This is a genomic window from Streptomyces sp. NBC_01003, from assembly GCF_045162695.1.
Lineage (GTDB): Bacteria > Actinomycetota > Actinomycetes > Streptomycetales > Streptomycetaceae > Streptomyces.
This window is the reverse complement of sequence record NZ_CP108707.1, coordinates 9,543,206-9,568,005: the sequence shown is the minus strand read 5'-3', so window position 1 is coordinate 9,568,005 and position 24,800 is coordinate 9,543,206. Positions and strand designations below refer to the sequence as shown.

Annotated in this window: 20 protein-coding genes and 2 pseudogenes; 13 read left to right on the top strand and 9 right to left on the bottom strand. The window is 70.3% G+C overall.

Annotated features, from left to right (window positions below; genetic code table 11):
- Positions 1 to 50: 50 nt before the first annotated feature.
- The 3 genes from OG698_RS43985 to hutU form a co-directional block, all read right to left on the bottom strand.
- Positions 51 to 935 carry an alpha/beta fold hydrolase gene (locus tag OG698_RS43985; RefSeq protein WP_406109744.1) on the bottom strand — a complete coding sequence of 295 codons (885 nt, stop codon included), beginning with the start codon at positions 933 to 935 and terminating at the stop codon, positions 51 to 53.
- A 180-nt stretch (positions 936 to 1,115) separates the two neighbouring features.
- Complete coding sequence (gene hutG, locus OG698_RS43980; RefSeq protein WP_406109743.1) at positions 1,116 to 2,102, bottom strand: formimidoylglutamase; 987 nt, start codon at positions 2,100 to 2,102, stop codon at positions 1,116 to 1,118.
- A complete protein-coding gene (gene hutU, locus OG698_RS43975; RefSeq protein ID WP_406109742.1) occupies positions 2,099 to 3,778 on the bottom strand; it encodes a urocanate hydratase in 1,680 nt (559 codons plus the stop codon). The genes hutG and hutU overlap by 4 nt, the downstream gene beginning before the upstream one ends.
- Positions 3,779 to 4,012: 234 nt before the next feature.
- On the opposite strand from hutU, the gene hutC reads away from it, so the two are divergent.
- Positions 4,013 to 4,762 (top strand): histidine utilization repressor, encoded by a 750-nt coding sequence (hutC, locus tag OG698_RS43970; protein WP_406111621.1) that lies wholly within the window; start codon positions 4,013 to 4,015, stop codon positions 4,760 to 4,762.
- Between the two features lie 25 nt (positions 4,763 to 4,787).
- On the opposite strand, the gene OG698_RS43965 is transcribed toward hutC, so the two are convergent.
- Complete coding sequence (locus OG698_RS43965) at positions 4,788 to 5,609, bottom strand: IclR family transcriptional regulator (RefSeq protein WP_406109741.1); 822 nt, start codon at positions 5,607 to 5,609, stop codon at positions 4,788 to 4,790.
- Between the two features lie 143 nt (positions 5,610 to 5,752).
- Between OG698_RS43965 and OG698_RS43960 the strand changes: the two genes are divergently transcribed.
- Positions 5,753 to 7,216: an amino acid permease gene (locus OG698_RS43960; protein ID WP_406109740.1), complete on the top strand. Its 1,464-nt coding sequence runs from the start codon at positions 5,753 to 5,755 to the stop codon at positions 7,214 to 7,216.
- 189 nt (positions 7,217 to 7,405) lie between these two features.
- Positions 7,406 to 8,944, top strand: a complete 1,539-nt coding sequence (gene hutH, locus OG698_RS43955; RefSeq protein ID WP_266680539.1) for a histidine ammonia-lyase — start codon at positions 7,406 to 7,408, stop codon at positions 8,942 to 8,944.
- Positions 8,945 to 9,036: 92 nt separating this feature from the next.
- On the opposite strand, the gene OG698_RS43950 is transcribed toward hutH, so the two are convergent.
- Entirely contained in the window at positions 9,037 to 9,837 is an 801-nt protein-coding gene (locus OG698_RS43950) for an IclR family transcriptional regulator (RefSeq protein ID WP_406109739.1), read from the bottom strand.
- A gap of 247 nt (positions 9,838 to 10,084) precedes the next feature.
- Here OG698_RS43950 and OG698_RS43945 point away from each other — a divergent pair.
- From OG698_RS43945 to OG698_RS43935, 3 genes and pseudogenes are all read left to right on the top strand, one after another.
- Positions 10,085 to 10,438: pseudogene (locus tag OG698_RS43945) on the top strand (hypothetical protein); the annotation flags it as partial.
- A 149-nt stretch (positions 10,439 to 10,587) separates the two neighbouring features.
- The gene (locus tag OG698_RS43940; protein WP_406109738.1) at positions 10,588 to 13,356 is read left to right on the top strand and encodes an aminotransferase class I/II-fold pyridoxal phosphate-dependent enzyme; all 2,769 of its coding nucleotides are present in this window, start codon (positions 10,588 to 10,590) and stop codon (positions 13,354 to 13,356) included.
- Between the two features lie 209 nt (positions 13,357 to 13,565).
- The gene (locus tag OG698_RS43935) at positions 13,566 to 15,119 is read left to right on the top strand and encodes an acetolactate synthase large subunit (protein ID WP_406109737.1); all 1,554 of its coding nucleotides are present in this window, start codon (positions 13,566 to 13,568) and stop codon (positions 15,117 to 15,119) included.
- Positions 15,120 to 15,188: 69 nt separating this feature from the next.
- On the opposite strand, the gene OG698_RS43930 is transcribed toward OG698_RS43935, so the two are convergent.
- On the bottom strand, positions 15,189 to 15,641 hold the full coding sequence (locus tag OG698_RS43930) for an Lrp/AsnC family transcriptional regulator (protein ID WP_406109736.1): 453 nt from the start codon (positions 15,639 to 15,641) through the stop codon (positions 15,189 to 15,191).
- A gap of 111 nt (positions 15,642 to 15,752) precedes the next feature.
- Between OG698_RS43930 and OG698_RS43925 the strand changes: the two genes are divergently transcribed.
- Both OG698_RS43925 and OG698_RS43920 read left to right on the top strand, forming a co-directional pair.
- Entirely contained in the window at positions 15,753 to 16,370 is a 618-nt protein-coding gene (locus OG698_RS43925; protein ID WP_406109735.1) for a LysE family translocator, read from the top strand.
- Between the two features lie 56 nt (positions 16,371 to 16,426).
- Positions 16,427 to 16,888: a PaaI family thioesterase gene (locus OG698_RS43920; RefSeq protein WP_406109734.1), complete on the top strand. Its 462-nt coding sequence runs from the start codon at positions 16,427 to 16,429 to the stop codon at positions 16,886 to 16,888.
- Positions 16,889 to 17,023: 135 nt separating this feature from the next.
- On the opposite strand, the gene OG698_RS43915 is transcribed toward OG698_RS43920, so the two are convergent.
- The 3 genes and pseudogenes from OG698_RS43915 to OG698_RS43905 all read right to left on the bottom strand — a co-directional run bounded on the left by OG698_RS43915 (position 17,024) and on the right by OG698_RS43905 (position 18,298).
- Positions 17,024 to 17,239 (bottom strand): aldehyde dehydrogenase family protein, encoded by a 216-nt coding sequence (locus OG698_RS43915; protein WP_406109733.1) that lies wholly within the window; start codon positions 17,237 to 17,239, stop codon positions 17,024 to 17,026.
- Positions 17,240 to 17,270: 31 nt separating this feature from the next.
- Positions 17,271 to 17,321: pseudogene (locus OG698_RS43910) on the bottom strand (hypothetical protein); the annotation flags it as partial.
- Between the two features lie 305 nt (positions 17,322 to 17,626).
- Positions 17,627 to 18,298, bottom strand: a complete 672-nt coding sequence (locus tag OG698_RS43905; protein WP_326777813.1) for a GntR family transcriptional regulator — start codon at positions 18,296 to 18,298, stop codon at positions 17,627 to 17,629.
- 95 nt (positions 18,299 to 18,393) lie between these two features.
- Between OG698_RS43905 and glyA the strand changes: the two genes are divergently transcribed.
- From glyA to OG698_RS43880, 5 genes are read left to right on the top strand one after another with little or no spacing between them, the layout of a single operon-like run.
- On the top strand, positions 18,394 to 19,731 hold the full coding sequence (glyA, locus tag OG698_RS43900) for a serine hydroxymethyltransferase (protein ID WP_406109732.1): 1,338 nt from the start codon (positions 18,394 to 18,396) through the stop codon (positions 19,729 to 19,731).
- Positions 19,728 to 20,957, top strand: a complete 1,230-nt coding sequence (locus OG698_RS43895; protein ID WP_406109731.1) for a sarcosine oxidase subunit beta family protein — start codon at positions 19,728 to 19,730, stop codon at positions 20,955 to 20,957. The genes glyA and OG698_RS43895 overlap by 4 nt, the downstream gene beginning before the upstream one ends.
- Before the next feature lie 15 nt (positions 20,958 to 20,972).
- Entirely contained in the window at positions 20,973 to 21,278 is a 306-nt protein-coding gene (locus OG698_RS43890; RefSeq protein WP_100596798.1) for a sarcosine oxidase subunit delta, read from the top strand.
- Positions 21,275 to 24,145, top strand: a complete 2,871-nt coding sequence (locus OG698_RS43885) for a sarcosine oxidase subunit alpha family protein (RefSeq protein ID WP_406109730.1) — start codon at positions 21,275 to 21,277, stop codon at positions 24,143 to 24,145. Before OG698_RS43890 ends, OG698_RS43885 begins: the two co-directional genes overlap by 4 nt.
- Positions 24,138 to 24,767 carry a sarcosine oxidase subunit gamma gene (locus OG698_RS43880; protein ID WP_399979008.1) on the top strand — a complete coding sequence of 210 codons (630 nt, stop codon included), beginning with the start codon at positions 24,138 to 24,140 and terminating at the stop codon, positions 24,765 to 24,767. The genes OG698_RS43885 and OG698_RS43880 overlap by 8 nt, the downstream gene beginning before the upstream one ends.
- Positions 24,768 to 24,800: the final 33 nt, after the last annotated feature.

Genomic DNA, 24,800 nt, shown 5'->3' with positions numbered 1-24,800 from the left:
CAACCTTGCAGATAGCGGGAGTTGATGTCATCGACAGTCAGTCCCCCGCACTACATTTCAGTGTGCGCATGCACCGCGTCGATAATCTCGGGCCAGAGTTCGCGCGGGCGGTCGTGGCCCATGTCGGGGATCAGCAAGAGCTTCGCTCCGGGGACGAGTTCCGCGGTGCGTTCCCCTCCGCTCGGGGTGATCAGTGTGTCGTCCAAGCCGTGGATCACCAGAGTCGGTACCCGAAGGGTCCGCAGTGCCTCCGCACGCGAGCCGTCGAGGATCATCGCTCCGAGTTGACGCCCGACTCCTGCCGGGTAGTACGCGCGGTCGTAGCTCCTGGCAGCCAGCTCACGCAGGAGTGCGGCGTCTCCGTATCGCCTGGACGCCCACACCAGTTCCCGGTCCGCCGCCGCGACGTATCCCTCGCGGTCCGCCGGCTTCGGGCCGAGGAGTACCGCTTGGGCCTCGGGAGCGGACTGGCCGTATTCGGGTTCGCCGGTCGAGGACATCATCGACGTCAGGGTCAGCACCCGGGCGGGCTCGGCGATGGCCATCTTCTGGGCGATCATTCCGCCCATCGAGGTCCCGATCACGTGAGCGCGTTTGATGCCCAGCGCGGTGAGCAGGTTGAGGCCGTCGCCAGCCATGTCCGTCAATGCGTACGGCACCATGGCGAGGGCGGAGGCGATGTCCCCCGAGCTCACGGCGGCGATGAACCGGCCCATGTCGACGGGGTGCTCGTCGAACTTGGTGGACAGCCCGCAGTCACGGCTGTCGTAGCGGATCACATGGCGCCCGCGGTCGGCCAGCGCACGGCAGAAGTCCTCGTGCCAGGCGATCATCTGGGCGCCGAAGCCCATCACCAGCAGGACGGGTGGGTCGGAAGGATCACCGAACGTCTCGTACGCGAGGGACATTCCGGGCGAGACCTCGACGAGTGGCATGTCCGGATCTTCTCAGCATCGGCTGTCGCGGCGCATGTGGAATATCGGCCACCGCAGGTTGCCGGGGGCGACGCCCTCCACACGACGCACAGACCCATCGCGCGCCCCTGGCCCGTGGCCGGGGGCGCGCAACGCTCCCCCGGCCACGGGTCCGGCCCGTACGGTCGGTGATGGGTCTCGTCAGACCTGCACAGTCCTCGCATGGTGTGTCGTCAGGATGCGGTGGATCAGGCGGGCGCCCGCTCGAGCGGTGCGGTGGTCGGTGTCGAGGTCCGGATTGAGTTCCGCGACGTCGACCACGAGTGGCTTTCCGCTCGCGGCCACCTTGGCGCAGACATGCTCGATGATCTCCATCTGCACACCGTGGGCGGCCGGGGCGCTGACGCCGGGGGCCACCGCGGCCGGCAGTACATCGAGGTCGATGCTCAGGTGCAGGACGTCGTGGCTCTCGATGAACTCGTCGGCGAAGGCGTCGATCGCGGGCAGGTTCAGCACACCGCACTCGGTGTCGGGCAGGTAGCGCACGCCGAGCCGGTCGGCGGTGCGGAACAGGTGCGCGGTGTTGCTCGGCTGGCTCACACCGAGCACCCGGTAGTCGAGCCGGTGCCCGCGCCGCTCCTCGCCCTGCGCCATCTGCAGGAACGGCGTTCCCGAGCTCGCGCGCACGTCGTCACGGAGGTCGAAGTGCGCGTCCAGGTTGAGCACTCCGAGCCGCCCGCCGGCCTGGACCGCCCGGGTGGATACGAGGCCGAGATACGTGCCGTACGCCACCTCGTGGCCTCCGCCGAGGACCACGACGGGGACACCCCGGTCGACGAGCGGGCCGACGACCTGCCCGAGGCGGTGCTGGCCCAACTCCAGTTCCCCGTCGGTGACTTCGACGTCCCCGGCGTCGAGCGCGGTGAGCGGGGCGGGCAGGGCCATGGAGGAGAGGGCGGCGCGCAGTTCGCGCGGACCGTCCGCCGCTCCCTGACGGCCCTTGTTGCGGCGCACGCCCTCGTCGCTGCGGAAGCCGACGAACGCGGCGTCCCACGGTCCCGGGCCGTCGGTGTCGGTGCTGATCGCGTGGTGCCAGCGCAGGTGCTCGTCCCCGTGGCCGTCGTCGCGGCCGTGCCAGCGTTCGGAGGCCGCGTCCACCGTGAGTTCGATGGTGGCGCCGACGCTCACTGGGAGTTCCCACCCTCGGTCATGGGGATGCGCACGCCTCGGTCGTGTGCGACGGAGGCGGCGTGCTCGTAGCCGGCGTCGACGTGACGGATGACGCCCATGCCGGGGTCGTTGGTGAGCACGCGCGACAGCTTCTGCGCGGCGAGCTCGGTGCCGTCGGCTATGCAGACCTGACCCGCGTGGATGGACCGGCCCATGCCGACGCCGCCGCCGTGGTGGATGGAGACCCAGGAAGCGCCGGAGGAGGTGTTCACGAGGGCGTTGAGCAGCGGCCAGTCGGCGATGGCGTCGGAGCCGTCGAGCATCGACTCGGTCTCGCGGTACGGCGAGGCGACGGAGCCGGAGTCGAGGTGGTCGCGGCCGATGGCGAGCGGCGCGGACAGCTCGCCGCTCGCGACCATCTCGTTGAACTTGAGGCCGGCACGGTGGCGTTCGCCGTAGCCGAGCCAGCAGATACGGGCGGGCAGGCCCTCGAACTCGACGCGCTCGGCGGCCATCTTGAGCCAGCGGTGCAGGTGCTCGTTCTCCGGGAAGAGCTCCATGATCGCGCGGTCGGTGGCCTCGATGTCCTTGGGGTCTCCGGACAGGGCCGCCCACCGGAAGGGGCCGAGCCCCTCTTCGAACAGCGGCCGGATGTGGGCCGGGACGAAGCCGGGGAAGTCGAAAGCGCGCTGGTAGCCGGCCTTGCGGGCCTCGTCCCTGATCGAGTTGCCGTAGTCGAAGACCTCGGCTCCGGCGTCGAGGAATCCGACCATGGCCTCGACGTGGCGGGCCATCGACTCGCGGGAGCGGCGGGTGAAGTCGGCGGGGTCCTTGCGGGCCTGCTCGTGCCACTCCTCGACGCTCACGCCGACGGGAAGGTAGGCCAGCGGGTCGTGCGCGGAGGTCTGGTCGGTCACGATGTCGATCGGCGCGCCCATTTCGAGGAGCTGGGGGAACACCTCGGCGGCGTTGCCGGTGAGGCCGATGGACAGCGGGCGGCGGGCCTCCTTGGCCTCGATGGCGAGGCTCAGCGCGTGGTCGAGGTCGTCGGCGGCGACGTCGAGGTAGCGGTGGGCGATGCGGCGCTCGATGCGGGTGGGGTCGACGTCGACGCAGATCGCGACGCCGTCGTTCATGGTCACGGCGAGGGGCTGGGCGCCGCCCATGCCGCCGAGTCCGGCGGTCAGGGTGATGGTGCCCGCCAGGGTGCCGTTGAACTTCTTGCGGGCGACGGCGCCGAAGGTCTCGTAGGTGCCCTGCAGAATGCCCTGGCTGCCGATGTAGATCCACGAGCCGGCGGTCATCTGCCCGTACATGGTCAGGCCGCGGGCCTCGAGGGAACGGAACTCCTCCCAGTTGGCCCAGTCACCGACGAGGTTGGAGTTGGCGAGCAGGACCCGGGGCGCCCACTCGCTGGTGCGCATGACGCCGACCGGCTTGCCGGACTGCACGAGCATCGTCTCGTCGTCCTTGAGCGTCTTCAGGGTGCGCACGATCGCGTCGAACGACGCCCAGTCGCGTGCGGCCTTGCCGGTTCCGCCGTAGACGACCAGGTCTTCGGGGTGCTCGGCGACCTCGGGGTCGAGGTTGTTCATGAGCATGCGCAGGGCGCCCTCCTGCTGCCAGCCGAGGCAGTTGAGTTCACTGCCACGGGGGGCGCGGATGTGGCGGGACTCGGGGGAAACGCCGGTCATGTTCTCTCCTGGCGATGGCGGTGCAGTTGCGTGTCCCATGACAGGTGAGGTGCAGGACGCGTTCCAACCGCGGCCGCCGAGATTCTCGGATCCGAGAACGTGGCCGGCTGACGGTGATGGGGGGCCGGCTCCGGGGCGCGGGTTCCGTGCGGGCCGCCTCGCCTAGGATTGCCGTGGTGTTCGCGATGTGGCGCGACGGATCCATGGGGTACGAGGACGGTGGACGGCTTGGTCGTGGACGCTGCGGAGATCGCCCGGCTCTATGCGCGGCAGACGCCCGGTTCCGCCCCGGCCTATCAGCGGATCAAAGACCTCGTGGCCGGGGAGATCGTGGGTGGCCGCTGGGGTGAGGGCGAGGCGCTTCCCTCGGAGAGCCAGTTCGTCGAGTCGCTGGGCCTGTCCCGGATGACGATCAACCGGGCCCTGCGCGAGCTGAGCGCCGACGGCCTGCTCCGGCGCGTCATGGGCGTGGGCACGTTCGTGGCGCGGCGCAAGAGCAGCTCCGCGCTGGCCGGGGTGCACAACATCGCCGATGAGGTCCGGGGCCGCGGCCATGAGTACTCGGCGAGGGTGCTCTCCCTGCGCGAGGAGCTCCCCGACCCCGAGATCGGCGCACAGCTCGGCCTCGACGGGCGGCGCAGCGCGTTCCGCTCACGTGTCGTGCACCTGGAGGACGGTGCGGCGGTCCAGCTGGAGGACCGATACGTCCACCCGGACTTCGCCCCCGGCTATCTCGACCAGGACTTCACCGCGCGTACGCCGTTCACGTTCCTGTCCGAGGTCGCCCCGCTGGGCAAGGGCGAGCACATCGTCGAGGCGGTCCTGCCGTCCGTCGAGGAATGCGAGATCCTCGGCATCGGGCCGTCCGAGCCGTGTCTGCTGATCCAGCGCCGCACCTGGTCCGGGGACGCTGTCGTGAGCGTCGCGCGACTGATTCATCCCGGGTCCCGGTACCGCCTGGTGGGGTCGTTCGACGCGCACTGAGTCGGGCTCCGCCGTCAGTCCGCCTTCAGAGTGTGCGCGTGCCCGCGTGGGGGCGTCGGCCGGACATCGCGGCCGTCAGCCGTGCTGCCCCCTGCTCCAGGACCTCGCGGACGTGGTCGGCGTCGTGCCGGCTGTAGTGCCGTTGCCAGGTGCTGCTGAGCGCGGCGACGGGCCGTTCGTTGTGGTCGAAGGCCGCGACGCCCAGTGACCGGAAGCCCTCGGAAACCAGCTCGACCTCCTCCGACCAGCCGCGTGCGCGGTCGCGGGCCAGCAGGTCGAGGAGTTCGGACAGAGAGCGGGGTCCCTTGCCGGTACGGGTGATGAGATCCGCCTGCCGGGGGAAGAGGGCCCGAAGTTGGGCCGGGGACGCGTGGGCGAGGATGGCGCGCCCGTTGGCGGTCAGGTGGGCGGGCAGCCGGACGCCGACGTCGGTGACGAGGGAGATGTCCGCGTCGCCGGACCGGGTCGAGGGTGGCCGTTCCTTGAGCAGGTAGACGGTCTCCGCGCCGTGGACGATGCCCAGGTGCACGGTCTGTCCGAGACGGGCCGAGGCGCTGCGCAGGATGGGGCGCGCGAGGCGCTCCAGGGGTTCGTGGCGCAGATAGGCCGAGCCGATCTCGAAGGACGCGACCCCGAGACCGTACGCCTGCTCCTTGGGGAGATAGGTGACGAAACCGCGGTCCACCAGGACCGAGAGGACGTGGTACGCCGACGATCGGGGGATGTCGAGTTCGCGGGCCAGGGCCGCGGCCTGGACGGGGCCCGAGCGTCCGGCGAGGTGCAGCAGGATGTCCAGCGCGCGGCCGACGGCCGGTGAGGCACTGGACGCCGTTGTCCGTTCACCCATTGGTCCACCTCTTGACTCATCTGTATATACAGGAATATACAAGGGCCTTCGTCATGCGGGAGTGCCGACGAACGCCGTCGACCGGCAAGTGATTCAGCCCCGCCACCTCACCCGGAACTCGGCGTTCCCAAGGAGGACCTGCTTTGTCCACCGACACCACGTCCCTGCAGCGCGGGCTCAAATCCCGGCACATACGCTTCATCGCCCTGGGTTCCGCGATCGGGACCGGTCTCTTCTACGGCTCCTCGGAGTCCATCAAGGCAGCGGGGCCCGCCGTCCTGCTGGCCTATCTGATCGGTGGCGCCGCGGTCTTCCTCGTTCTGCGCTCACTGGGCGAGATGGCGGTGAGCCGCCCGTGCGCCGGATCCTTCGGCGAATACGCGACAAAATACCTCGGACCGCTGCCGGGATTCCTCACCGGCTGGACGTACGCCCTCGAAATGGTCTTCGTCTGTCTGGCGGACATCACGGCGCTCGGCGTCTACATGAGCTTCTGGTTCCCCGACGTGCCGCGGTGGATCTGGCTCCTCGCGGCCGTCGGCATCATCGGCGCGATGAACCTGTTCAGCGTCAAGGTCTTCGGTGAGCTGGAGTTCTGGCTCTCCTTCGCCAAGGTCGTCGCCATCGTCGCGATGATCCTCGCCGGCCTTGCGATCATCGTCTTCGGCTTCGGCAGCAACGGCGGCGCGGGCATCTCGAACCTGTGGAGCAACGGCGGGTTCATGCCCAACGGCATCCAGGGCCTGGTCCTGTGCTTCGCCGTGGTGATGTTCGCCTTCGGCGGCACCGAGATCATCGGCGTCACCGCCGGCGAGGCGCAGAACCCGGAGAAGACCATTCCGAGCGCCGTGAACTCGATCCCCATCCGCATCGTGCTCTTCTACGTGCTGACGCTCGCGGTGCTCATGTCGCTCAACCCGTGGCAGCACATCGGTGACAAGGGCAGCCCGTTCGTCGAGATCTTCGCCGGACTCGGCGTCGCCTCCGCGGCCGCCGTGCTGAACGTCGTCGTCATCATCGCGGCCCTGTCCGCGATCAACAGCAACATCTTCGCCGCCGGACGCATCATGTACGGCATGGCCGAGCGCAACCAGGCTCCGTCCGTCATGCGCCGCCTGTCCCGCAACGGTGTGCCGTGGATGACCGTCGTCATCATGATCGGCGCACTCCTCTGCGGCGTGGTCCTGAACTACCTCATGCCCGAGCGGGTGTTCCTCGTCATCGCCTCCATCGCGACCTTCGCCACGGTGTGGGTCTGGCTGATGATCCTCCTGTCCCAGGTCAGCGCCCGTCGCAAGATGTCCCCGCAGGAGGTCGCCGCGCTGAAGTACCCGGCGCCGTTCTGGCCCTACGGCCAGATCATCACCATCGCCTTCATGGTCGGCGTGGTGGTGCTCCTCGCGTTCTCGGACAGCACCCGGATCGCGCTGCTGGTCGGCGGTGTGTGGCTGGCCCTGATGACGTGCGTGTACTACCTGTGGCTGCGTCCCCGTGCCCGGCGGGCGGCAGCGGCCGACACCGCGCCGCAGGTCGTACACGGGCAGGGCCGGGAACCCTCGGACGAGAACGATTCCAGGGCCGGTGCGGAGCCCGTGCACCAGCGATAACGGCGACAGCAGGGGCCGGCGGAACCGCGAGAGCGACGGTTCCGCCGGCCCTTTTCGCGTGTGTAGAGACCGCCCGCGCAGCTGGGGTCGGCGCGAAATTACGGTGCGTGGGGCAACTGTCTGGGATCCCGGACAGTAACCCTCCGCAGCCACTGACGAAGAGGTTCCGTTTTCGGGCTTCATGGAGTCATGAACGAAACCTTCGTAGGGGTCGGCCCCCTCTCCGTCGCCGATGTCGTGTCCGTCGCCCGGCACGGGGCCCGCGTGACCCTCACCCACGAAGCCCTGGGCGAGATAGCCCAGAGCCGCAAGGTGGTCGAGAACCTCGCCAACGACGTCGTGCCCCACTACGGCGTCTCGACCGGCTTCGGCGCCCTGGCCACCCGTCACATCCCGCTCGAACTGCGCGCCCAGCTCCAGCGCAGCCTCGTGCGCTCGCACGCCGCCGGCTCCGGCGCCGAGGTCGAGCGCGAGGTCGTCCGCGCCCTCATGCTGCTGCGCCTGTCGACGCTCGCCACCGGCCGCACCGGTGTGCGCCCCGACACCGCCCAGGCCTACGCCGACCTGCTCAACGCCGGCATCACGCCGGTCGTCCACGAGTACGGCTCGCTCGGCTGCTCCGGCGACCTCGCCCCGCTCGCCCACTGCGCCCTCGCCGTCATGGGCGAAGGCCAGGTGCGTGACGCGAAGGGCGACCTGATGTCCGCCGCGGACGCGCTCGCCGCCGCCGGTCTCTCCCCCGTCACGCTGCACGAGAAGGAGGGCCTGGCCCTCATCAACGGCACCGACGGCATGCTCGGCCAACTCGTCATGGCCGCGCACGACTTGCAGATGCTGCTGCGCACCGCCGACATCGCCGCCGCCATGAGCGTCGAGGGACAGCTCGGCACCGATGCCGTGTTCGCCGCCGACCTCCAGGCCCTGCGCCCGCACCCGGGCCAGGGTTCGAGCGCCGCCAACCTCACCGCCCTCCTCAAGGGTTCGGAGATCGTCGCGAGCCACCGCGGACCTGAGTGCACCCGGGTCCAGGACGCGTACTCGCTGCGCTGCACCCCGCAGGTCCACGGCGCCGCCCGCGACACGCTGGCGCACGCCGAGACGGTCGCCTCGCGTGAGCTGGCGAGCGCCATCGACAACCCCGTCGTCACGCCCGACGGGCGCGTCGAGTCCAACGGCAACTTCCACGGCGCGCCCGTGGCCTGCGTCCTGGACTTCCTGGCCATCTCCGTCGCCGACGTCGCCTCGGTCAGCGAACGCCGCACCGACCGCTTCCTCGACGTCGCGCGCAACCACGGCCTGAACGCCTTCCTCGCCGACGACCCGGGCGTGGACTCCGGCCACATGATCGCCCAGTACACCCAGGCGGGCATTGTCTCCGAGCTCAAGCGCCTCGCCGCGCCCGCCTCGGTCGACTCCATCCCCTCCAGCGCCATGCAGGAGGACCACGTCTCCATGGGGTGGGCCGCGGCCCGCAAGCTGCGCCGCGCCATCGACGGCCTGACCCGTGTGGTGGCGGTCGAGATCCTCACCGCGGCCCGCGCGCTCGACCTTCGTGGCCCCCTGGCCCCCGCGCCCGCCACGGCGGCCGTCCTGGCCGGACTGCGCCGCGATGTCGAGGGCCCCGGCACCGACCGCTACCTCGCTCCCGAGATAGAGGCCGCCGTCCAGTTCGTGGCGACCGGCGGTGCGCTCGCGGCCGCCGAGTCGGTGACCGGTCCGCTGGGCTGAACCACTCGGACCTGGTTCCTGTGACCGCCCGGGCCTGGTCCAAATAGGCCGAACTCCCGCCGCCGGCCCGTCCGGCGGCGGGAGTTCGGCTTCTACGTGAGGTGTCCCGCCACCTGCGTACGAGCGGTCGCGTCGGCCACCCCTCCGATGCGCCGGCTCAGTTGGTTCGCCGTACGGGTCACCTGCGCGGCGATCCGCCGCTGTTGCTCGGCCCCGACCTCGTCGCCGCGAAAGGTGACCGCCACCCCGGCGACGGGGTGTGCGCCGTGGTCGAGGACCGCGGCCGCCACCGACGCGAAGCCCGGTGTCACCTCGCCGTCCTCCGTGGCGTACCCGCGTCGGCGTGCCTCCACGAGGAGTTGGCGCAGCGCGGTCAGCGAGCCGGGACCCGACTCGTTGCGCAGGACGAAGGCCGACGCGTCGGGGAACAGGGCCCGCACCTGTGCCTGCGGCAGCCGGGCCAGGACCGCCCGGCCGCTGGCGGTGAGGTGGGCCGGCAGCCGCACACCCACCTCGGTCACCAAGGGGGCACGTCCCGGGGCCCGTTCCTCGATCACGTAGATGACCTCGCGGCCGTGCAGTACGGCGAGGTGCGCATTGTGGCCCGTGCTGTCGACGAGCTTCGCCAGCGGCACCCGCGCCAGGCGCTGGAAGGGCGCCTGCCTGCTGTATCCGGAGGCGAGTTCGAAGGCGCTGACGCCCAATCCGTAGCGTCGCTCCTCAAGCAGGTGCACGACGAAGCCCTCGCGCGCCAAGGTGTCGAGCAGGTGGTACGTCGTCGAGCGGGGGAGCCCGACGTCACGGCTGATCGCCGCGGCGGGTACGGGCCCTGCCTGGCCCGCGAGATAGCGGAGGATGGCCAGCACCTGGGTGGCGGCGGGAACGGGAGACATACCGGGAGGTTACGTCCGCGCGCCGGCGCCGCCGCGGACCACCGGTACGAAGTCTGGGATACGAGACGCATTGCGGGCAGCGGCCCTGGCACCGCCCCCGGGGCCTGGTGCTTCATGGAAGCCCCGGTGCGGACGCGCGATGGAACGCCGTCCGCGCCAGGGCACTCACTCATCCGCTGCCCGGCCGTGTGCCCACGGATCAAACCGCGCCGCAAGGCCCGGCCGCAGCATCCACGGAGAGATTCACATGCCAGTCCCCCAGCCCCTCGCCGAAGCCGATCACGCCGGCGCGGACCTGCCCGGCGCCGCCACGCTCATCACGAACATCGGCGCGCTGGTCATCGACGGCACCGACGTCGCCTGGGTGGGCCTCCGGACCGAGGCACCCGCGGCCGACCGCAGCTTCGACGCCCAGGGCCTGGCAGCCATCCCCGGATTCGTCGACTCGCACTCCCGCCTCGTCTTCGCCGGCGACCGGACCGCGGAGGTCAACGCGCGGATGTCGGGCCACCCCTACAGCGCCGGCGGCATCCGTACGACCGTCGAGGCCACCCGGACCACACCTGACGGCGCGCTCCACGCCACCGCCGGGCACCATGTGCCGCCCTCGCACGTGCACCTCGCCCACCGCGCCGGTGTTCCCCTCGTCTGCGCCGGCCAGTGCGTCGTCCCGCCCACGTGAGGAATCCCGCGCCCCCGTTCGATCTCCGCCGTCCCGAGACACGACGCCACAAACAAGGAAGCCACACGATGGGTGACACACCCGCCAATCCGCCTGCCGGGGCGTCCGGTTCACCGGCCGCCGGCGTGTACAGCAGCGTCCGTCAGCTGCGTGCCGACGCCTGGAGCTCACTGACCGAACTCGCACGCCAGTGGGCGTCCGACACCGCCGGCGCAGCCCACCGGCAGTCGACACAGGAGCGCCTGGACGCACTCTTCCGGCAGTTGCTGCCGATCGAGAACTGCTGGGCCTTCCCCGGCAGGGCCGCCTTCGCCGAACTGCGTCGCCTGCGCACGGCGGAGGACCGGTACGGGCTGGCCCGGCGCACGGACGAACTGCATCGCGCCCTCGGCACGGAGTCGTACCGCAGCGCGACGCCCCGCCAGGCCGAACCGACCGCTCCGGCCGGGGACGAGCCGCTGCCGGCCGGGACAACGCCCAAGCCGTACTTCGAGGTCCTCGTCGTCGGCGAACTGACCGCGGCGGAGGAGGAGGCGCTGCGCCTCTCGCTGCGCGGCCGGCGCCGCGCCGAGGACGAGTTCGTGTACGAGATCGTCGTCGCGCCCAGCTTCGAGGACGCGGCGATGGCGGTCCTGGTCAACCCCGGTCTGCAAGCCGTGGTCATCCACCGGAGGTTCGCCGACCGGTCCCCGTACGACCTGAGCGTCGTCGCCGGCCTCGTCGAACAGCCGCCGGTCGACCCGTACGCGCAGGACGGGCCCTACGAGCAGCGGGCTCAGGCGCTCGGCGCGCGGCTCCTCGAACTGCGGCCCGAGATGGACCTCTATCTCATGACCGACGGCTCGGTGGAACGGATCGCCGGTGTGCTGAGCAGCGGATTCGCCCGGGTCTTCCACGCGCGCGAAGGGCTGCTCGAACTCCACCTGTCGATCCTGCACGGCGTCCGCGAACGCTTCCGCGCACCGTTCTTCACCGCGCTCAGAGCACACAGCAGACGCCCGACCGGTGTCTTCCACGCCCTGCCCATCTCCCGCGGAACCTCGCTGCTCACCTCGCACTGGATCCCTGAGATGGTCGAGTTCTACGGGCTGAACATCTTCCTCGCCGAGACCTCCGCCACCTCGGGCGGCCTCGACTCCCTGCTGGAGCCGACGGGCCCGCTGCGGGAAGCCCAGGACCTCGCCGCCAGGACGTTCGGCGCGCGGCAGTCGTACTTCGTCACCAACGGCACGTCCACCGCCAACAAGGTGGTCGTACAGGCCCTGGTGCGGCCGGGCGACATCGTCCTGGTCGACCGCAACTGCCACAAGTCCCACCACTACGGACTGATGCTCGCCGGCGCCCAGGTGGTCTACCTCGACGCCTATCCCCTGGACCGCTACGGGATGTACGGCGCCGTGCCCGTGAAGGAGATCAAGCGCAAGCTGCTGGAGCTGCGGCGGGCCGGGCTCCTCGACCGTGTCAAGATGCTGATGCTGACCAACTGCACCTTCGACGGCATCGTCTACAACCCGACGCGGGTGATGGAGGAGTGCCTGGCGCTCAAGCCCGATCTGGCGTTCCTCTGGGACGAGGCATGGTTCGCCTTCGCCCGCTTCCACCCGGTCTACCGCCGGCGCACCGCCATGGCCGCTGCCCGCACCCTCACGGAGAGTCTGCGCGGCCAGGACCTCGCCAATCAGTACGCCCTGCAGCAGCAGGAGTTGGGGGACGCCCCCGACGACGAGACACTCCTCGACCAACGGCTCGTCCCCGACCCCGCCAAGGCCCGGGTCCGGGTGTACGCCACACAGTCGACCCACAAGACCCTCACCTCGCTGCGCCAGGGTTCCATGATTCACGTCTTCGACCAGGACTTCAGCCACCGCACGGCGGAGACGTTCCGCGAGGCGTACATGACGCACACCTCCACCTCCCCCAACTACCAGATCCTCGCCTCCCTCGACCTGGGCCGAAGACAGGCCGCACTGGAGGGCTTCGAGCTGGTGCAGAAGCAGCTCGAGCAGGCAGGAGTGCTGCGCGATGCGATCGATCAACACCCGGTGCTCAGCCGCTACTTGCGCTTCCTGACGACACCCGACCTGATCCCGGGCGAGTTCCGGGCCTCCGGCGTGGAACAGCCGCTGCGGACCGGTCTGGCACGGATGTCGGCGGCGTGGGAGGACGATGAGTTCGTCCTCGACCCGACCCGGGCGACCCTGCACATCGGTCTCACGGGCATCGACGGGGACACGTTCAAACACGAGCACCTGATGGACCGCTACGGAGTGCAGGTCAACAAGAGCACCCGCAACACGCTGCTGTTCATGACGAACATCGGCACCACCCGCAGCGCCGTCGCCTACCTCATCGAGGTACTCCTGAAGATCGTCGAGGAACTCGAGGACCGCAAGGACGAGTTGGGCCCACCCGCCCTGCGGCAGCCGGACGCCGATGCCGTCCGGGACACGGTCGTCGCCCTGCCCGACTTCAGCGCCTTCCATGCCGCCTTCCGACCGGGAGGCCGTACTCCCGAAGGGGACATCCGCCGGGCCTTCTACCTGGCGTACGACGAGACACAGTGCGAGTACCTGTCGGCGGACGAGGTGCGCGAGGGCATGACCGGCGGCCGGGACGTCGTGTCGGCCACGTTTGTGACGCCGTACCCGCCCGGGTTCCCCGTGCTGGTCCCCGGGCAGGTCGTCAACGAAGCCGTACTCGACTACATGCGGGCCCTCGACACCCGGGAGATCCACGGATACCGGCCGGAGACCGGTTACCGGGTGTTCACCGAGCAGGCGTTGAAGGAGCAGCAGACGCTCCTCGAGTCCGGCAACGGGGCCTGGGCGGCCACCTGATCGGTCCGGTCCGGTGTCGAAGCGTCCTCCTTGCCGCGCTTCGGCGAGGGCGATGGGCGCGCGGGACCGAGGTCAATCCCTCGACACGAGATTACCGACCGCTTAGTATCCGCAGGCAGCGTAGGCAACCCTCGCGTATCCCACGACAGACAGTCGCCGGCCGTCAGCCCTGGCAATCAGCGCGGACAGCCGCGACGGAGAGGCCGCCCATGAACGGCGCGCAGTCGCTGATCCGTACTCTCGTCGGTGCCGGTGTCGAAGTGTGCTTCGCCAACCCCGGCACATCGGAGATGCACTTCGTCGCCGCGCTCGACTCCGTACCCGAAATGCGCGGCGTGCTCGGCCTGTTCGAGGGTGCCGTCACCGGGGCCGCCGACGGATACGCGCGTATCGCCGACAAGCCGGCCGCCACCCTGCTCCACCTGGGCCCCGGCCTCGGCAACGGGCTGGCCAATCTCCACAACGCGCGCCGGGCCCACACCCCCGTCGTGAATGTGGTGGGCGACCACGCCACCCACCACAAGAAGTACGACGCCCCTCTGGAGTCCGACATCGAGCCGGTGGCCGGTTCGGTGAGCGGCTGGGTGCGGCGCAGCGACCAAGTCACGGAGGTCGGGGTCGACGCCGCTGCTGCGGTGGCGGCGTCGATGGAGGCGCCAGGACAGGTCGCGACGGTGATCCTGCCCGCCGACGCGTCCTGGGACGAGGGCGGTCAGGTCGCCGAACCGCAGCCCTCGCGCACTCCTGCGGCTCCTGATCCGCAGACGGTGTCATCCATCGCCGACATCCTGCGCAGCGGCGAACCCGCCGCGCTGCTGATCGGCGGCGCGGCCTGCCGTGAGCCCGGCCTCGTCGCGACCAGTCGGATCGCGAACGCCACCGGCGTGCGTGCACTGGTGGAAACCTTCCCCGCACGGCTGGAGCGCGGCGCGGGCCTGCCCGCCATCGAGCGCCTCCGCTACCTCGCCGAGCAGGCCGTCCGCCAACTCGACGGCGTCATGCATCTGATCGTGGCGGGAACCCGTTCGCCGGTGTCGTTCTTCGCCTACCCCGGCAAGCCGAGCGACCTGGTACCGGAGGGCGCCCAGGTGCACACCCTCGCCGATCCGACCCAGGACGTGGTCGCCGCTCTGGAAGCACTGGCCCAGCAGGTGGCAGCGGGCACCCTGCCGACCCTGGCCGAGCGGTCCGGCCCGACGCTGCCGAGCGGCCCCCTCACCGCGAACAACTGGGCCGAAGTCGTCGGCGCCCTGCTCCCCGCTGACGCGATCATCTCGGACGAGGCGAACACGTCCGGCGCCGCCCTGCCCGCGGCGACGGCCGGCGCTCCCCGGCACGACGTCCTCACGCTGACCGGCGGCGCGATCGGGCAGGGCATCCCGGTCGCCACCGGGGCGGCGATCGCGGCACCGGACCGGCCGGTCATCAATCTGGAGGCCGACGGCAGTGCGATGTACACGATCTCGGCCCTGTGGACCCAGGCCCGCGAGAACCTCGACGTCACCACCGTCATCCTCAACAACAGTGCCTACGCCGTACTGCGCCTCGAAATGCTGCGGGTCGGCGCCGACCTCTCAGGCCCAGCCGCGAAGACGCTGCTCGATCTCTCCTCGCCCGACCTGAACTTCGCCAAGATCGCGGAAGGCATGGGCGTCCCGTCGTCCAGGGCGACGACCTGCGAGGAACTCACCGAGCAGCTCCGCCACGCACTCGCAGAACCGGGCCCCCACCTGATCGACGCCGTGGTCCCGCCTCACCTGTAGGGCGCTGCTCCGTAGGTCCCGCCGGACCGGCCGGTCTGTGCACGCCAAGGCACCCGCACTTCGCCACGGCTACTCGGGCAGAGGCCGGTCCTGCACCACGTTCTTCATGACGAGGGTGGAGGTCAGGCGCTGCACGCCGGGGAGTTGGGACAATTGCTGGTCGTAGAGCTGTTGGTAGGCAGCGAGGTCTGCGGTGGCGACGCGCAGCAGGTAGTCGGGATCACCGAAGAGGCGCTGCGCCTGGATGACGTGGGGGATGGCGGTCACGGCCTCCTCGAAGGCGGTGACAGTGGCGCTGTGCTCCCAGCGCAGGGTCGCGAAGACCAGGGCTTCGAAGTCCAGGCCGACGGCCGCCGGGTCGACGACGGCGCGATAGCCGCGGATGGCGCCCTCGCGTTCGAGATCCCGCAACCGGCGGTGGCAGGGCGAGACGCTCAGCTGTACACGGGCGGCCAGCTCGGTGATGGTCAGGCGGCCGTCCAACTGCAGCTCGGTAAGAATCTTCCGGTCCATGGCGTCCATGAGGAAGATTCTCCCTCAGATGGCGCGATCATGGAGTAAAGACAGAAACACTTTCGGGCAGATCGCACCTAATCTTCCCTCTCAAGCACGGAGCGCGAGAGGGATCGATTGATGGGCACGACAACAGTTGCGGCATTTCTGGCGGTGGATCTTCTGCTGGTGTTCACTCCGGGCGCGGACTGGGCTTACGCGATCTCGGCAGGGCTGCGGGATCGGTCGGTCGTCCCGGCGGTCACCGGGCTGATAGCCGGATACATGGGCTACACCCTGCTCGCCGTCGTGGGCCTGGTGGCGATCGTGGCGAGTTCGGCGACCGCCCTCACCGCGCTCACCGTCGCCGGCGCCGTCTACCTGATGTGGCTGGGCTGGGGCGTTCTGCGGCGGCCGGCGGTCCTGGGCGCGTCCACCGAGCCGATGGCCACCTCGCGCGGGCAGATCATGCTCAAGGGCGCCGGGATCAGCGGACTCAACCCCAAGGCGCTGCTGCTGTACTTCTCGCTGTTCCCGCAGTTCATCCACCCCGCGGACGGGTGGCCGGTCGCCGCGCAGACGGGACTGCTCAGCGTGCTCCACATGACGGCGTGCGCCGTCGTCTACCTCACGGTCGGCGTTCTCGCCCGCACCGTCCTGAGGACCCGGCCCTCGGCAGCCCGGACCGTCACCCGCGCCTCCGGCGCCATGATGATCGTCATCGGCGGCTTCCTCCTCGCCGAACGCCTGGCCGTCTGACGAAGGCGGCGCGCAGCACTCACCCACAGAACCCGATGTGCGACGAAGGAGAACACGTGGAAGGCCACGCGCAGCAGGAGCAGGCAAGCACCGAGGTGCAGGAGAGCATCCGGGCCAGTTTCGCTCAGCAGGGCCTCATGGCCCACCTCGGCGCACGGCTCACCCGCATCGCACCGGGCGTCGTGCACATCGCGCTCCCGGCACGGCCCGAAGTCACCCAGCAGCACGGCTACTTCCACGCCGGCGCCACCAGTTCCATCGCCGACAGCGCGGGCGGCTACGCGGCGTTCACCCTGTTCCCCGAGAACACCGAGGTGCTCACGGTCGAATACAAGATCAACCTGCTCGCGCCCGCCCTCGGGGACCGACTTGAGGCTGTCGGAACGGTCCTCAAGGCCGGTCGGACCCTGACCGTGTGCCGGCTGGAGGTCTTTGCCGCTGAGGACGACGGCACACGCAAGCTTGTGGCCAACGGACAGCAGACACTGATCCGGGTGAACAGGACCGCCGAGCGGTGATCAGGCAGGGACCGAACCGCCGGCAGGCCCGCCGGGCGCCGTCGGCCGGACTCGTCCACGCCTCTCATCGAGTGTTCCTTCAACCTCACCTTTAGGGTGAGACTTCGGCGCCCCCTCCGCGACCGGCCACGGGGGTCATCGGGCGTGATGGTGCATGACGTGCCCGGTGCGCGAGTAGCCGTCCGGCGCGTACAGGGACAGGTCCCGGCCGTAGCCGGATCCCTTGAAGCCGCACCAGGGGACTTCGGCGGCCAGTACGAGGTGTGAGTTGGCCCAGACGGTTCCGAAGCCCAGGCGCGCGGCGATGTCGTGGGCTGCGGCGGGCGTTCTCGGTCCGCACCGATGCCGCAAGGCCGAAGGGGCCGTCGTTGGCCCGCCGTACGGCTTCCTCCTCGTCGGTGAAGGTCTCGACCGTGACGACCGGGCCGAAGATCTCCTCTCGGGCGGCTTCGGCCCTTTCGGGTACGTCGACCAGCAGGGCGGGTCGGGGCTACGAAGTAGCCGGGCCGGTCGATGGCACCGCCTCCGGTCGTGGCACGCATGGTCGCGCAGCTGACTGACGACGATGTCGCCCCGCACCTGTGGACCACCCTGGCGGGAAGGCGCCGGCTGCGCCCCTAGGGGGCGCGGGGCGCCGCGCGCTGACCCGCCGGACGGAGAGCCTCCGCCGGATCAGGCCATCGTCGACTCGCCGCCCGGACAAGCGAGTTGGTCCCCTGCCGAGGCCACGGGCCACGGTCAGATGGCGTCGCGCACAGCCCGCTCGAAACCCTCGACATGCGCACGCGCGATCTGGGCCGCCGCGTCCGCCTCGCCGGCGACGATCGCGTCGATCAGCGGTCCGTGCTCCTCGACGTGGCCGGCCATGTCGGCGAGCCGGTCGATGAACAGGCACCAGATGCGCGTGGCCAGGTTGTCGTGGCGGACGAGGGTGTCTTCCAGGTACGGGTTGTGCGTGGCGGCGTAGACGGCACGGTGGACCTTGAGGTCCAGGTGCATCAGCTCGGCCGCGTTGCCCTGTCGGGGGTCCACGCCTGCCAGCTCGCGCCGCACGGCCGTCAGGGCCGCACGGTCCTCGGCCGTGGCCCGCCGCGCCGCGCGGGCTGCGGCCAAGGGCTCCAACTCCAGGCGAACTTCGGAGATATGGGCCAGGTCGGTGATGTTGACGTCGGTGGCGAAGGTGCCGCGCCTGGGGTACGTCGCGACGAGGCGCTCGTACTGGAGCCGCTTGAGCGCCTCGCGCACCGGGGTACGGCCGACGCCGAGGGACTGCGCGAGCTGGTCCTCGTTGATGGGTGCGCCGGGACGGATGTCGAGCATCACGAGCTGGTCTCGGATGGCGCGGTAGGCGCGCTCGGCGAGGGACAGCTCCTCGCCACCGACCGCCGGCTCGGTCGCCACGTGCTGCATGAGGCCCCCTTGACCTGTCCCATCGAGGTCCCATACCTTACCGCACAGACTGATATATCAGTTGCTCATTAGTCGGCTCTCAGAATGGTGCGCAGATGGCAACCGACGCCCAGTCGATCACCACGACCACGACTCCCGCCTCACTCCAGGCCCTCCCGCTCAGCGAGCTCGACCCGGACGTCGCCGCCGCGGTCGACGCCGAGCTGCACCGCCAGCAGTCGACACTGGAAATGATCGCGTCGGAGAACTTCGCCCCGGCGGCCGTCATGGAGGCCCAGGGCTCGGTCCTCACCAACAAGTACGCCGAGGGCTACCCGGGGCGCCGCTACTACGGCGGCTGTGAACACGTCGACGTCATCGAGCAGTTGGCCATCGACCGGGTCAAGGACCTGTTCGGCGCCGAGGCCGCGAACGTGCAGCCGCACTCGGGTGCCCAGGCCAACGCCGCCGCGATGTTCGCGCTCCTCAGCCCGGGCGACACGATCCTCGGCCTCGACCTGGCGCACGGCGGTCATCTGACCCACGGCATGCGCATCAACTTCTCCGGCAAGCTCTACAACGTCGTGCCGTACCACGTAGGCGAGTCCGACCTGCGCATCGATATGGCCGAGGTCGAGCGCCTCGCGCGCGAGCACCGGCCCAAGCTGATCGTCGCCGGTTGGTCGGCCTACCCCCGCCGCCTCGACTTCGCAGCATTCCGGCGCATTGCCGACGAGGTGGGCGCCTACCTCATGGTGGACATGGCGCACTTCGCCGGGCTCGTCGCGGCCGGACTGCACCCAAGTCCCGTTCCGTACGCGGACGTTGTCACGACCACGACTCATAAGACTCTCGGCGGCCCGCGCGGCGGGGTGATCCTCAGCCGGGCCGGTCTCGCCAAGAAGATCAACTCGGCGGTCTTCCCCGGGCAGCAGGGCGGACCCCTTGAGCACGTCATCGCGGCGAAGGCGGTGGCCTTCAAGGTGGCGGCGAGCGAGGAGTTCAAGGAGCGCCAGCAGCGCACCCTGGACGGCGCCCGCATCCTGGCCGGGCGCCTGCTCAGCGACGATGTGGCCGAGGCCGGGATCACCGTGCTCACCGGCGGCACCGAGGTCCACCTGGTCCTCGTCGACCTGCGTAACTCCGCGCTCGACGGACAGCAGGCCGAGGACCGCCTGCACCGCGTCGGCATCACCGTCAACCGCAACGCGGTGCCGTTCGACCCGCGCCCGCCGATGGTCTCGTCCGGCCTGCGCATCGGCACGCCGGCGCTGGCCACGCGCGGCTTCGGCGCCGAGGAGTTCCGTGAGGTCGCCGACATCATCGCGGGGGCGCTCAAGCCCGAGCACCTCGGCGAGGAGCAGGCGGGCCTGCTGCGCGACCGGGTCGAGAAGCTCGCCCACGCCTTTCCCCTGTATCCGCACCTGCCCCGCCTGAACGGAGACGCGCCATGACCGCCCAGCCGCAGCCGAAGCTGCCGGAGCACCCGGACTTCCTCTGGCGCAATCCCGAGCCGCGCTCCTCTTACGACGTCGTCATCGTCGGCGCGGGCGGCCACGGCCTCGCCACCGCCTACTACCTCGCGAAGGAACACGGCATCACCAATGTCGCGGTCCTGGAGAAGGGCTGGCTGGCCGGCGGCAACATGGCCCGTAACACCACCATCATCCGCTCCAACTACCTGTGGGACGAGAGCGCGGCGATCTACGAGCACGCGCTCAAGCTGTGGGAAGGGCTCCCGGAGGAGCTGGACTACGACTTTCTGTTCAGCCAGCGCGGCGTCCTCAACCTCGCGCACACCCTCCAGGACGTCCGCGAGGGCATGCGCCGCGCCAACGCCAACCGACTCAACGGAGTCGACGCCGAATGGCTCGACCCGGACCAGGTCACCGAGGTCTGCCCCATCCTCAACGTCTCGCCGGACACCCGGTACCCGGTGCTCGGCGGCACCTTCCAGCCCCGCGCGGGAATCGCCAAGCACGACCACGTCGCCTGGGCGCTCGCCCGCCGCGCCGACGAGATGGGCGTCGACCTGATCCAGGGCTGCGAGGTCACCGGCTTCGTCAAGGACGGCGAGAAGGTCGTGGGTGTCGAGACCAACCTCGGCCGCATCAACGCCGGCCGGGTCGGCCTCGCGGCCGCCGGGCACAGCAGCGTGCTCGCCGAGCGGGCCGGAATCCGCCTCCCCGTCCAGTCCCACCCCCTCCAGGCGCTCGTCTCCGAGCTGCACGAGCCGGTCCACCCCACCGTCGTCATGTCCAACCACGTCCACGTCTACGTCTCCCAGGCGCACAAGGGCGAACTGGTGATGGGCGCGGGCGTCGACTCGTACAACGGCTACGGGCAGCGCGGTTCCTTCCACGTGATCGAGGAGCAGATGGCCGCAGCCGTCGAACTGTTCCCGATCTTCGCGCGGGCGCATGTGCTGCGGACCTGGGGCGGCATCGTCGACGTCACTCCGGACGCCTCGCCGATCATCAGCGCCACTCCCGTGGAGAACCTCTTCGTCAACTGCGGCTGGGGCACGGGTGGTTTCAAGGCCACGCCGGCCGCCGGCTGGACCTTCGCACACACCATCGCAACGGGTGAGGCGCACCCGTTGAACGCCCCCTTCGCCCTGGACCGCTTCACGACGGGCGCACTGATCGACGAACACGGCGCCGCGGCCGTGGCCCACTGAGAGGACGCTGCTGCGATGCTGCTGATCAACTGCCCATGGTGCGGTCCCCATAACGAGAGCGAATACCACTACGGGGGCCAGGCCCACGTCCCGTACCCCGAGAACCCCGCCGACCTCGACGACGGGCAGTGGGCCGAGTACGTCTTCTACCGCGACAACCCGAAGGGCCCCTTCGCCGAGCGGTGGATGCACAGCCACGGCTGCCGCCGCTGGTTCAACGCCCTGCGCGACACCGTGAGTTACGAGGTTCTCGCCACCTACCGGCTCGACGAGCCGCGCCCCGAACCCCACGTCACCGACCCGGCCGGAGAGCAGCGATGACCGACCAGCAGTTCCGGCTCGGCGACGCGGGCCGCGTCGACCGCACCACCTTCCTCCACTTCACTCTCGACGGACGGGAGTTGACCGGCCACCCGGGCGACACCCTCGCCTCCGCCATGCTGGCGAACGGCATCGTGGAAGCCGCCCCGTCGCTCTACCGCGGCCGTCCCCGCGGAATTGTCTCGGCGGGTGTCGAGGAGCCCAACGCCCTGGTGCAGCTGGGCGGTTCATGTTCGGAGGGCATGCTCCCCGCGACGACGGTGGAGTTGTACGACGGCCTGTCCGCGACGACACTGTCCGGGATGGGACGGCTCGACCCGACCCCCGACCCCGCCGTCTACGACAAGAAGTACGTCCACACCGACGCCCTGGTGGTCGGCGCGGGCCCGGCCGGGCTCTCGGCCGCCGCTGCCGCCGCCGAATCCGGCGCGAGGGTGATCCTGGTGGACGACCAGCCCGAGCTCGGCGGCGCGCTGCTGTCCGGACGCACTCGACCGGAGTGGATTGCCGAGGTCCGCGCGGCGCTCGATACCGCACCCGAGGTCACCGTCCTGACGCGCACCACCGCGTTCGGGTCGTACGACGACAACTACGTCCTCGCCCTGGAGCGGCGCACCGACCACCTCGGAGCCGACGCCCCCGACCCGTCCTCGGGCGTCTCGCGCCAGCGGCTGTGGCACATCCGCGCCCGCCAGGTCGTCCTGGCGACCGGCGCGCACGAGCGCCCGCTGATCTTCGCCGGCAACGACCGTCCCGGCGTGATGCTGGCCGCGTCCGTACGCACGTACATCAACCGGTACGGCGTGACTCCGGGCAGGCGAGCCGTGGTCGGCACCACCAACGACAGCGCGTACGACACGGTCGCCGATCTGCACGCGGCCGGGATCGACATCGCCGCCGTCGTGGACGCGCGCCCCGAACTGTCACGGCGGGCCGCCGAGATCGCGGAGGCGACCGGGGTTCGGGTACTCACGGGCAGCGCGGTGGTCGACACCGCGGGCGAGTCCCGGCTCACCGGCGTCACCGTCCAGGCCCTCGATGCCGATGGCCAACTCGTCGGCCAGGCCGAGGAGTTCGACTGCGACCTGCTCGCCGTCTCGGGTGGCTGGAGCCCTGTCGTCCACCTGCACAGCCAGCGCCAGGGAAAGCTGCGCTGGGACGACGACCTGGTCGCGTTCGTACCCGACGGCACGGTTCGGCACCAGCAGATCGTCGGCGCGGCGCAGGGGACGCACGGCCTCGACGAGGCGCTGGCCGAAGGAGCACGGGCCGGTGCGCTGGCCGCGACCGAGGCAGGGTTCCCCGTCCCGGTACCCGCGGCGCCGTCCGAGGACGCACGCCCCGACGTCCGCGCCCTGTGGCTGGTGCCGTCCCCCGCCGGCGAACCCGGCACCTGGGACACCCACTTCGTCGACCTCCAGCGCGACGTCACTGCCGCCGATGTCTGGCGGTCCACCGGCGCCGGCATGCGCGGTGTCGAGCACGTCAAGCGCTACACCTCCCTCGGCACCGCGAACGACCAGGGCAAGACGTCCGGCGTCAACGCGATCGGCGTGATCGCAGAAGCCCTCGGCGCGGGCGCGTCACCCGGCGAGATCGGCACCACCGCCTATCGGGCGCCGTACACCCCGGTGGCCTTCGCGGCCCTGGCCGGGCGTGAGCGCGGGGACCTCTTCGACCCGGAGCGCACCACGTCGATCCACGGCTGGCACGTCGCCCACGGCGCCGAGTTCGAGGACGTCGGGCAGTGGAAGCGGCCCTGGTACTACCCCCGGCCCGGCGAGGACATGGACGCGGCCGTCGTCCGCGAGTGCCGCGCGGCCCGTCAGGGCGTGGCGTTCATGGACGCCACCACCCTCGGAAAGATCGAGATCTGGGGCGCGGACGCGGGCGAGTTCCTCAACCGCGTCTACACCAACGCCTTCAAGAAGCTGAAGCCCGGCATGGCCCGCTACGGCGTGATGTGCAAGCCGGACGGCATGATCTTCGACGACGGCGTGACGCTGCGCCTCGACGAGAACCGCTACTTCATGACCACCACGACCGGTGGCGCCGCCGGGGTCCTGGACTGGCTGGAGGAGTGGCTGCAGACCGAGTGGCCCGAACTCGACGTCCACTGCACCTCGGTGACCGAACAGTGGGCGACGGTCGCCGTCGTCGGCCCGAAGTCACGTGACGTCATCGCGAAGCTGGCTCCCGAACTCGACGTCTCCGCCGAGGCGTTCCCCTTCATGGCCTTCCGCGAGGCGACCCTGGCCTCCGGCATCCCGGCCCGTGTCTGCCGGATCTCCTTCTCCGGTGAGCTCGCCTTCGAGATCAACGTCTCCGCGTGGTACGGCCGGGCCGTCTGGGAGCAGGTGTACGAGGCCGGACAGCCCTACGACATCACCCCGTACGGCACCGAGACGATGCACGTCCTGCGCGCCGAGAAGGGGTTCATCATCGTCGGCCAGGACACCGACGGCACCGTCACCCCGCAGGACGCGAACATGGACTGGGTGGTCTCCAAGCGCAAGGACTTCATCGGGAACCGGTCCTACTCCCGCGCCGACACCACACGTGCCGACCGCAAGCAGCTGGTCGGCCTACTGCCCACCGACCGTACGACACGGCTGCCCGAAGGGTCCCAACTCATCGCGCAGGAGACTCCGTTGACCCCCGAGGCCGGGCCGGTTCCCATGCTCGGCCACGTCACCTCCAGCTACCACAGCGCCGCCCTCGGCCGCCCCTTCGCCCTCGCCCTAGTCGCCGGCGGGCGGGCCAGGATCGGCTCGACCCTGCTCGCCCCGGTGGGCGACGACCTGGTGCCCGTCGAGGTCACCGACTCCGTCCTCTACGACCCCGAAGGGACCAAGCGCGATGGCTGAGCCCACGAACGAGGCGCGCACAGGTCTGTTGGCACTGCGCGTGAGCCCCCTGGCACATCTCGCGGAGCGGATGCGGGACGCCGCCGTCACAGGTGCCCGCGGCGTCACGCTGACGGAGTGGCCCTTCGTCAGCATGGTGAACGTACGCGTCGACCCCGCCTCCGCAGCGGCGACCCGCATCGAGAAGACCTTGGGGGCACCGCTCCCCCGCGAGTACGGCCAGACCACCACCTCCGGCGGCCACACGGCGTTCTGGCTCGGTCCTGACGAATGGCTCGTGCTGTCCCAGACCGAAGAAGGCGTTGCGGCCGCCGAGTCGAGGGAGGCACTCGCTGCGGATCCGGGCTCCGTCGTCGACGTCTCGGCGAACCGCACCACCCTCGAACTGAGCGGCCCGGCCGCCCGGCAGGTGCTGGAGAAAGGCTGCCCGCTGGACCTGCATCCTCGGGTCTTCGGTCCGGGCCGGGCCGTGTCGACCACGGTGGGACCGATCGCGGTCCTGCTCTGGCAGGTCGACGACGGGCCGACGTACCGGCTGCTCCCGCGTTCGTCCTTCGCCGACTACCTGGCGCGCTGGCTCATCGACGCCATGAACGAATACCGCGGCCCCGAGCTGCCTTGATCGCGTCAGGCGCGTTCGACGTCTACGCGGTCC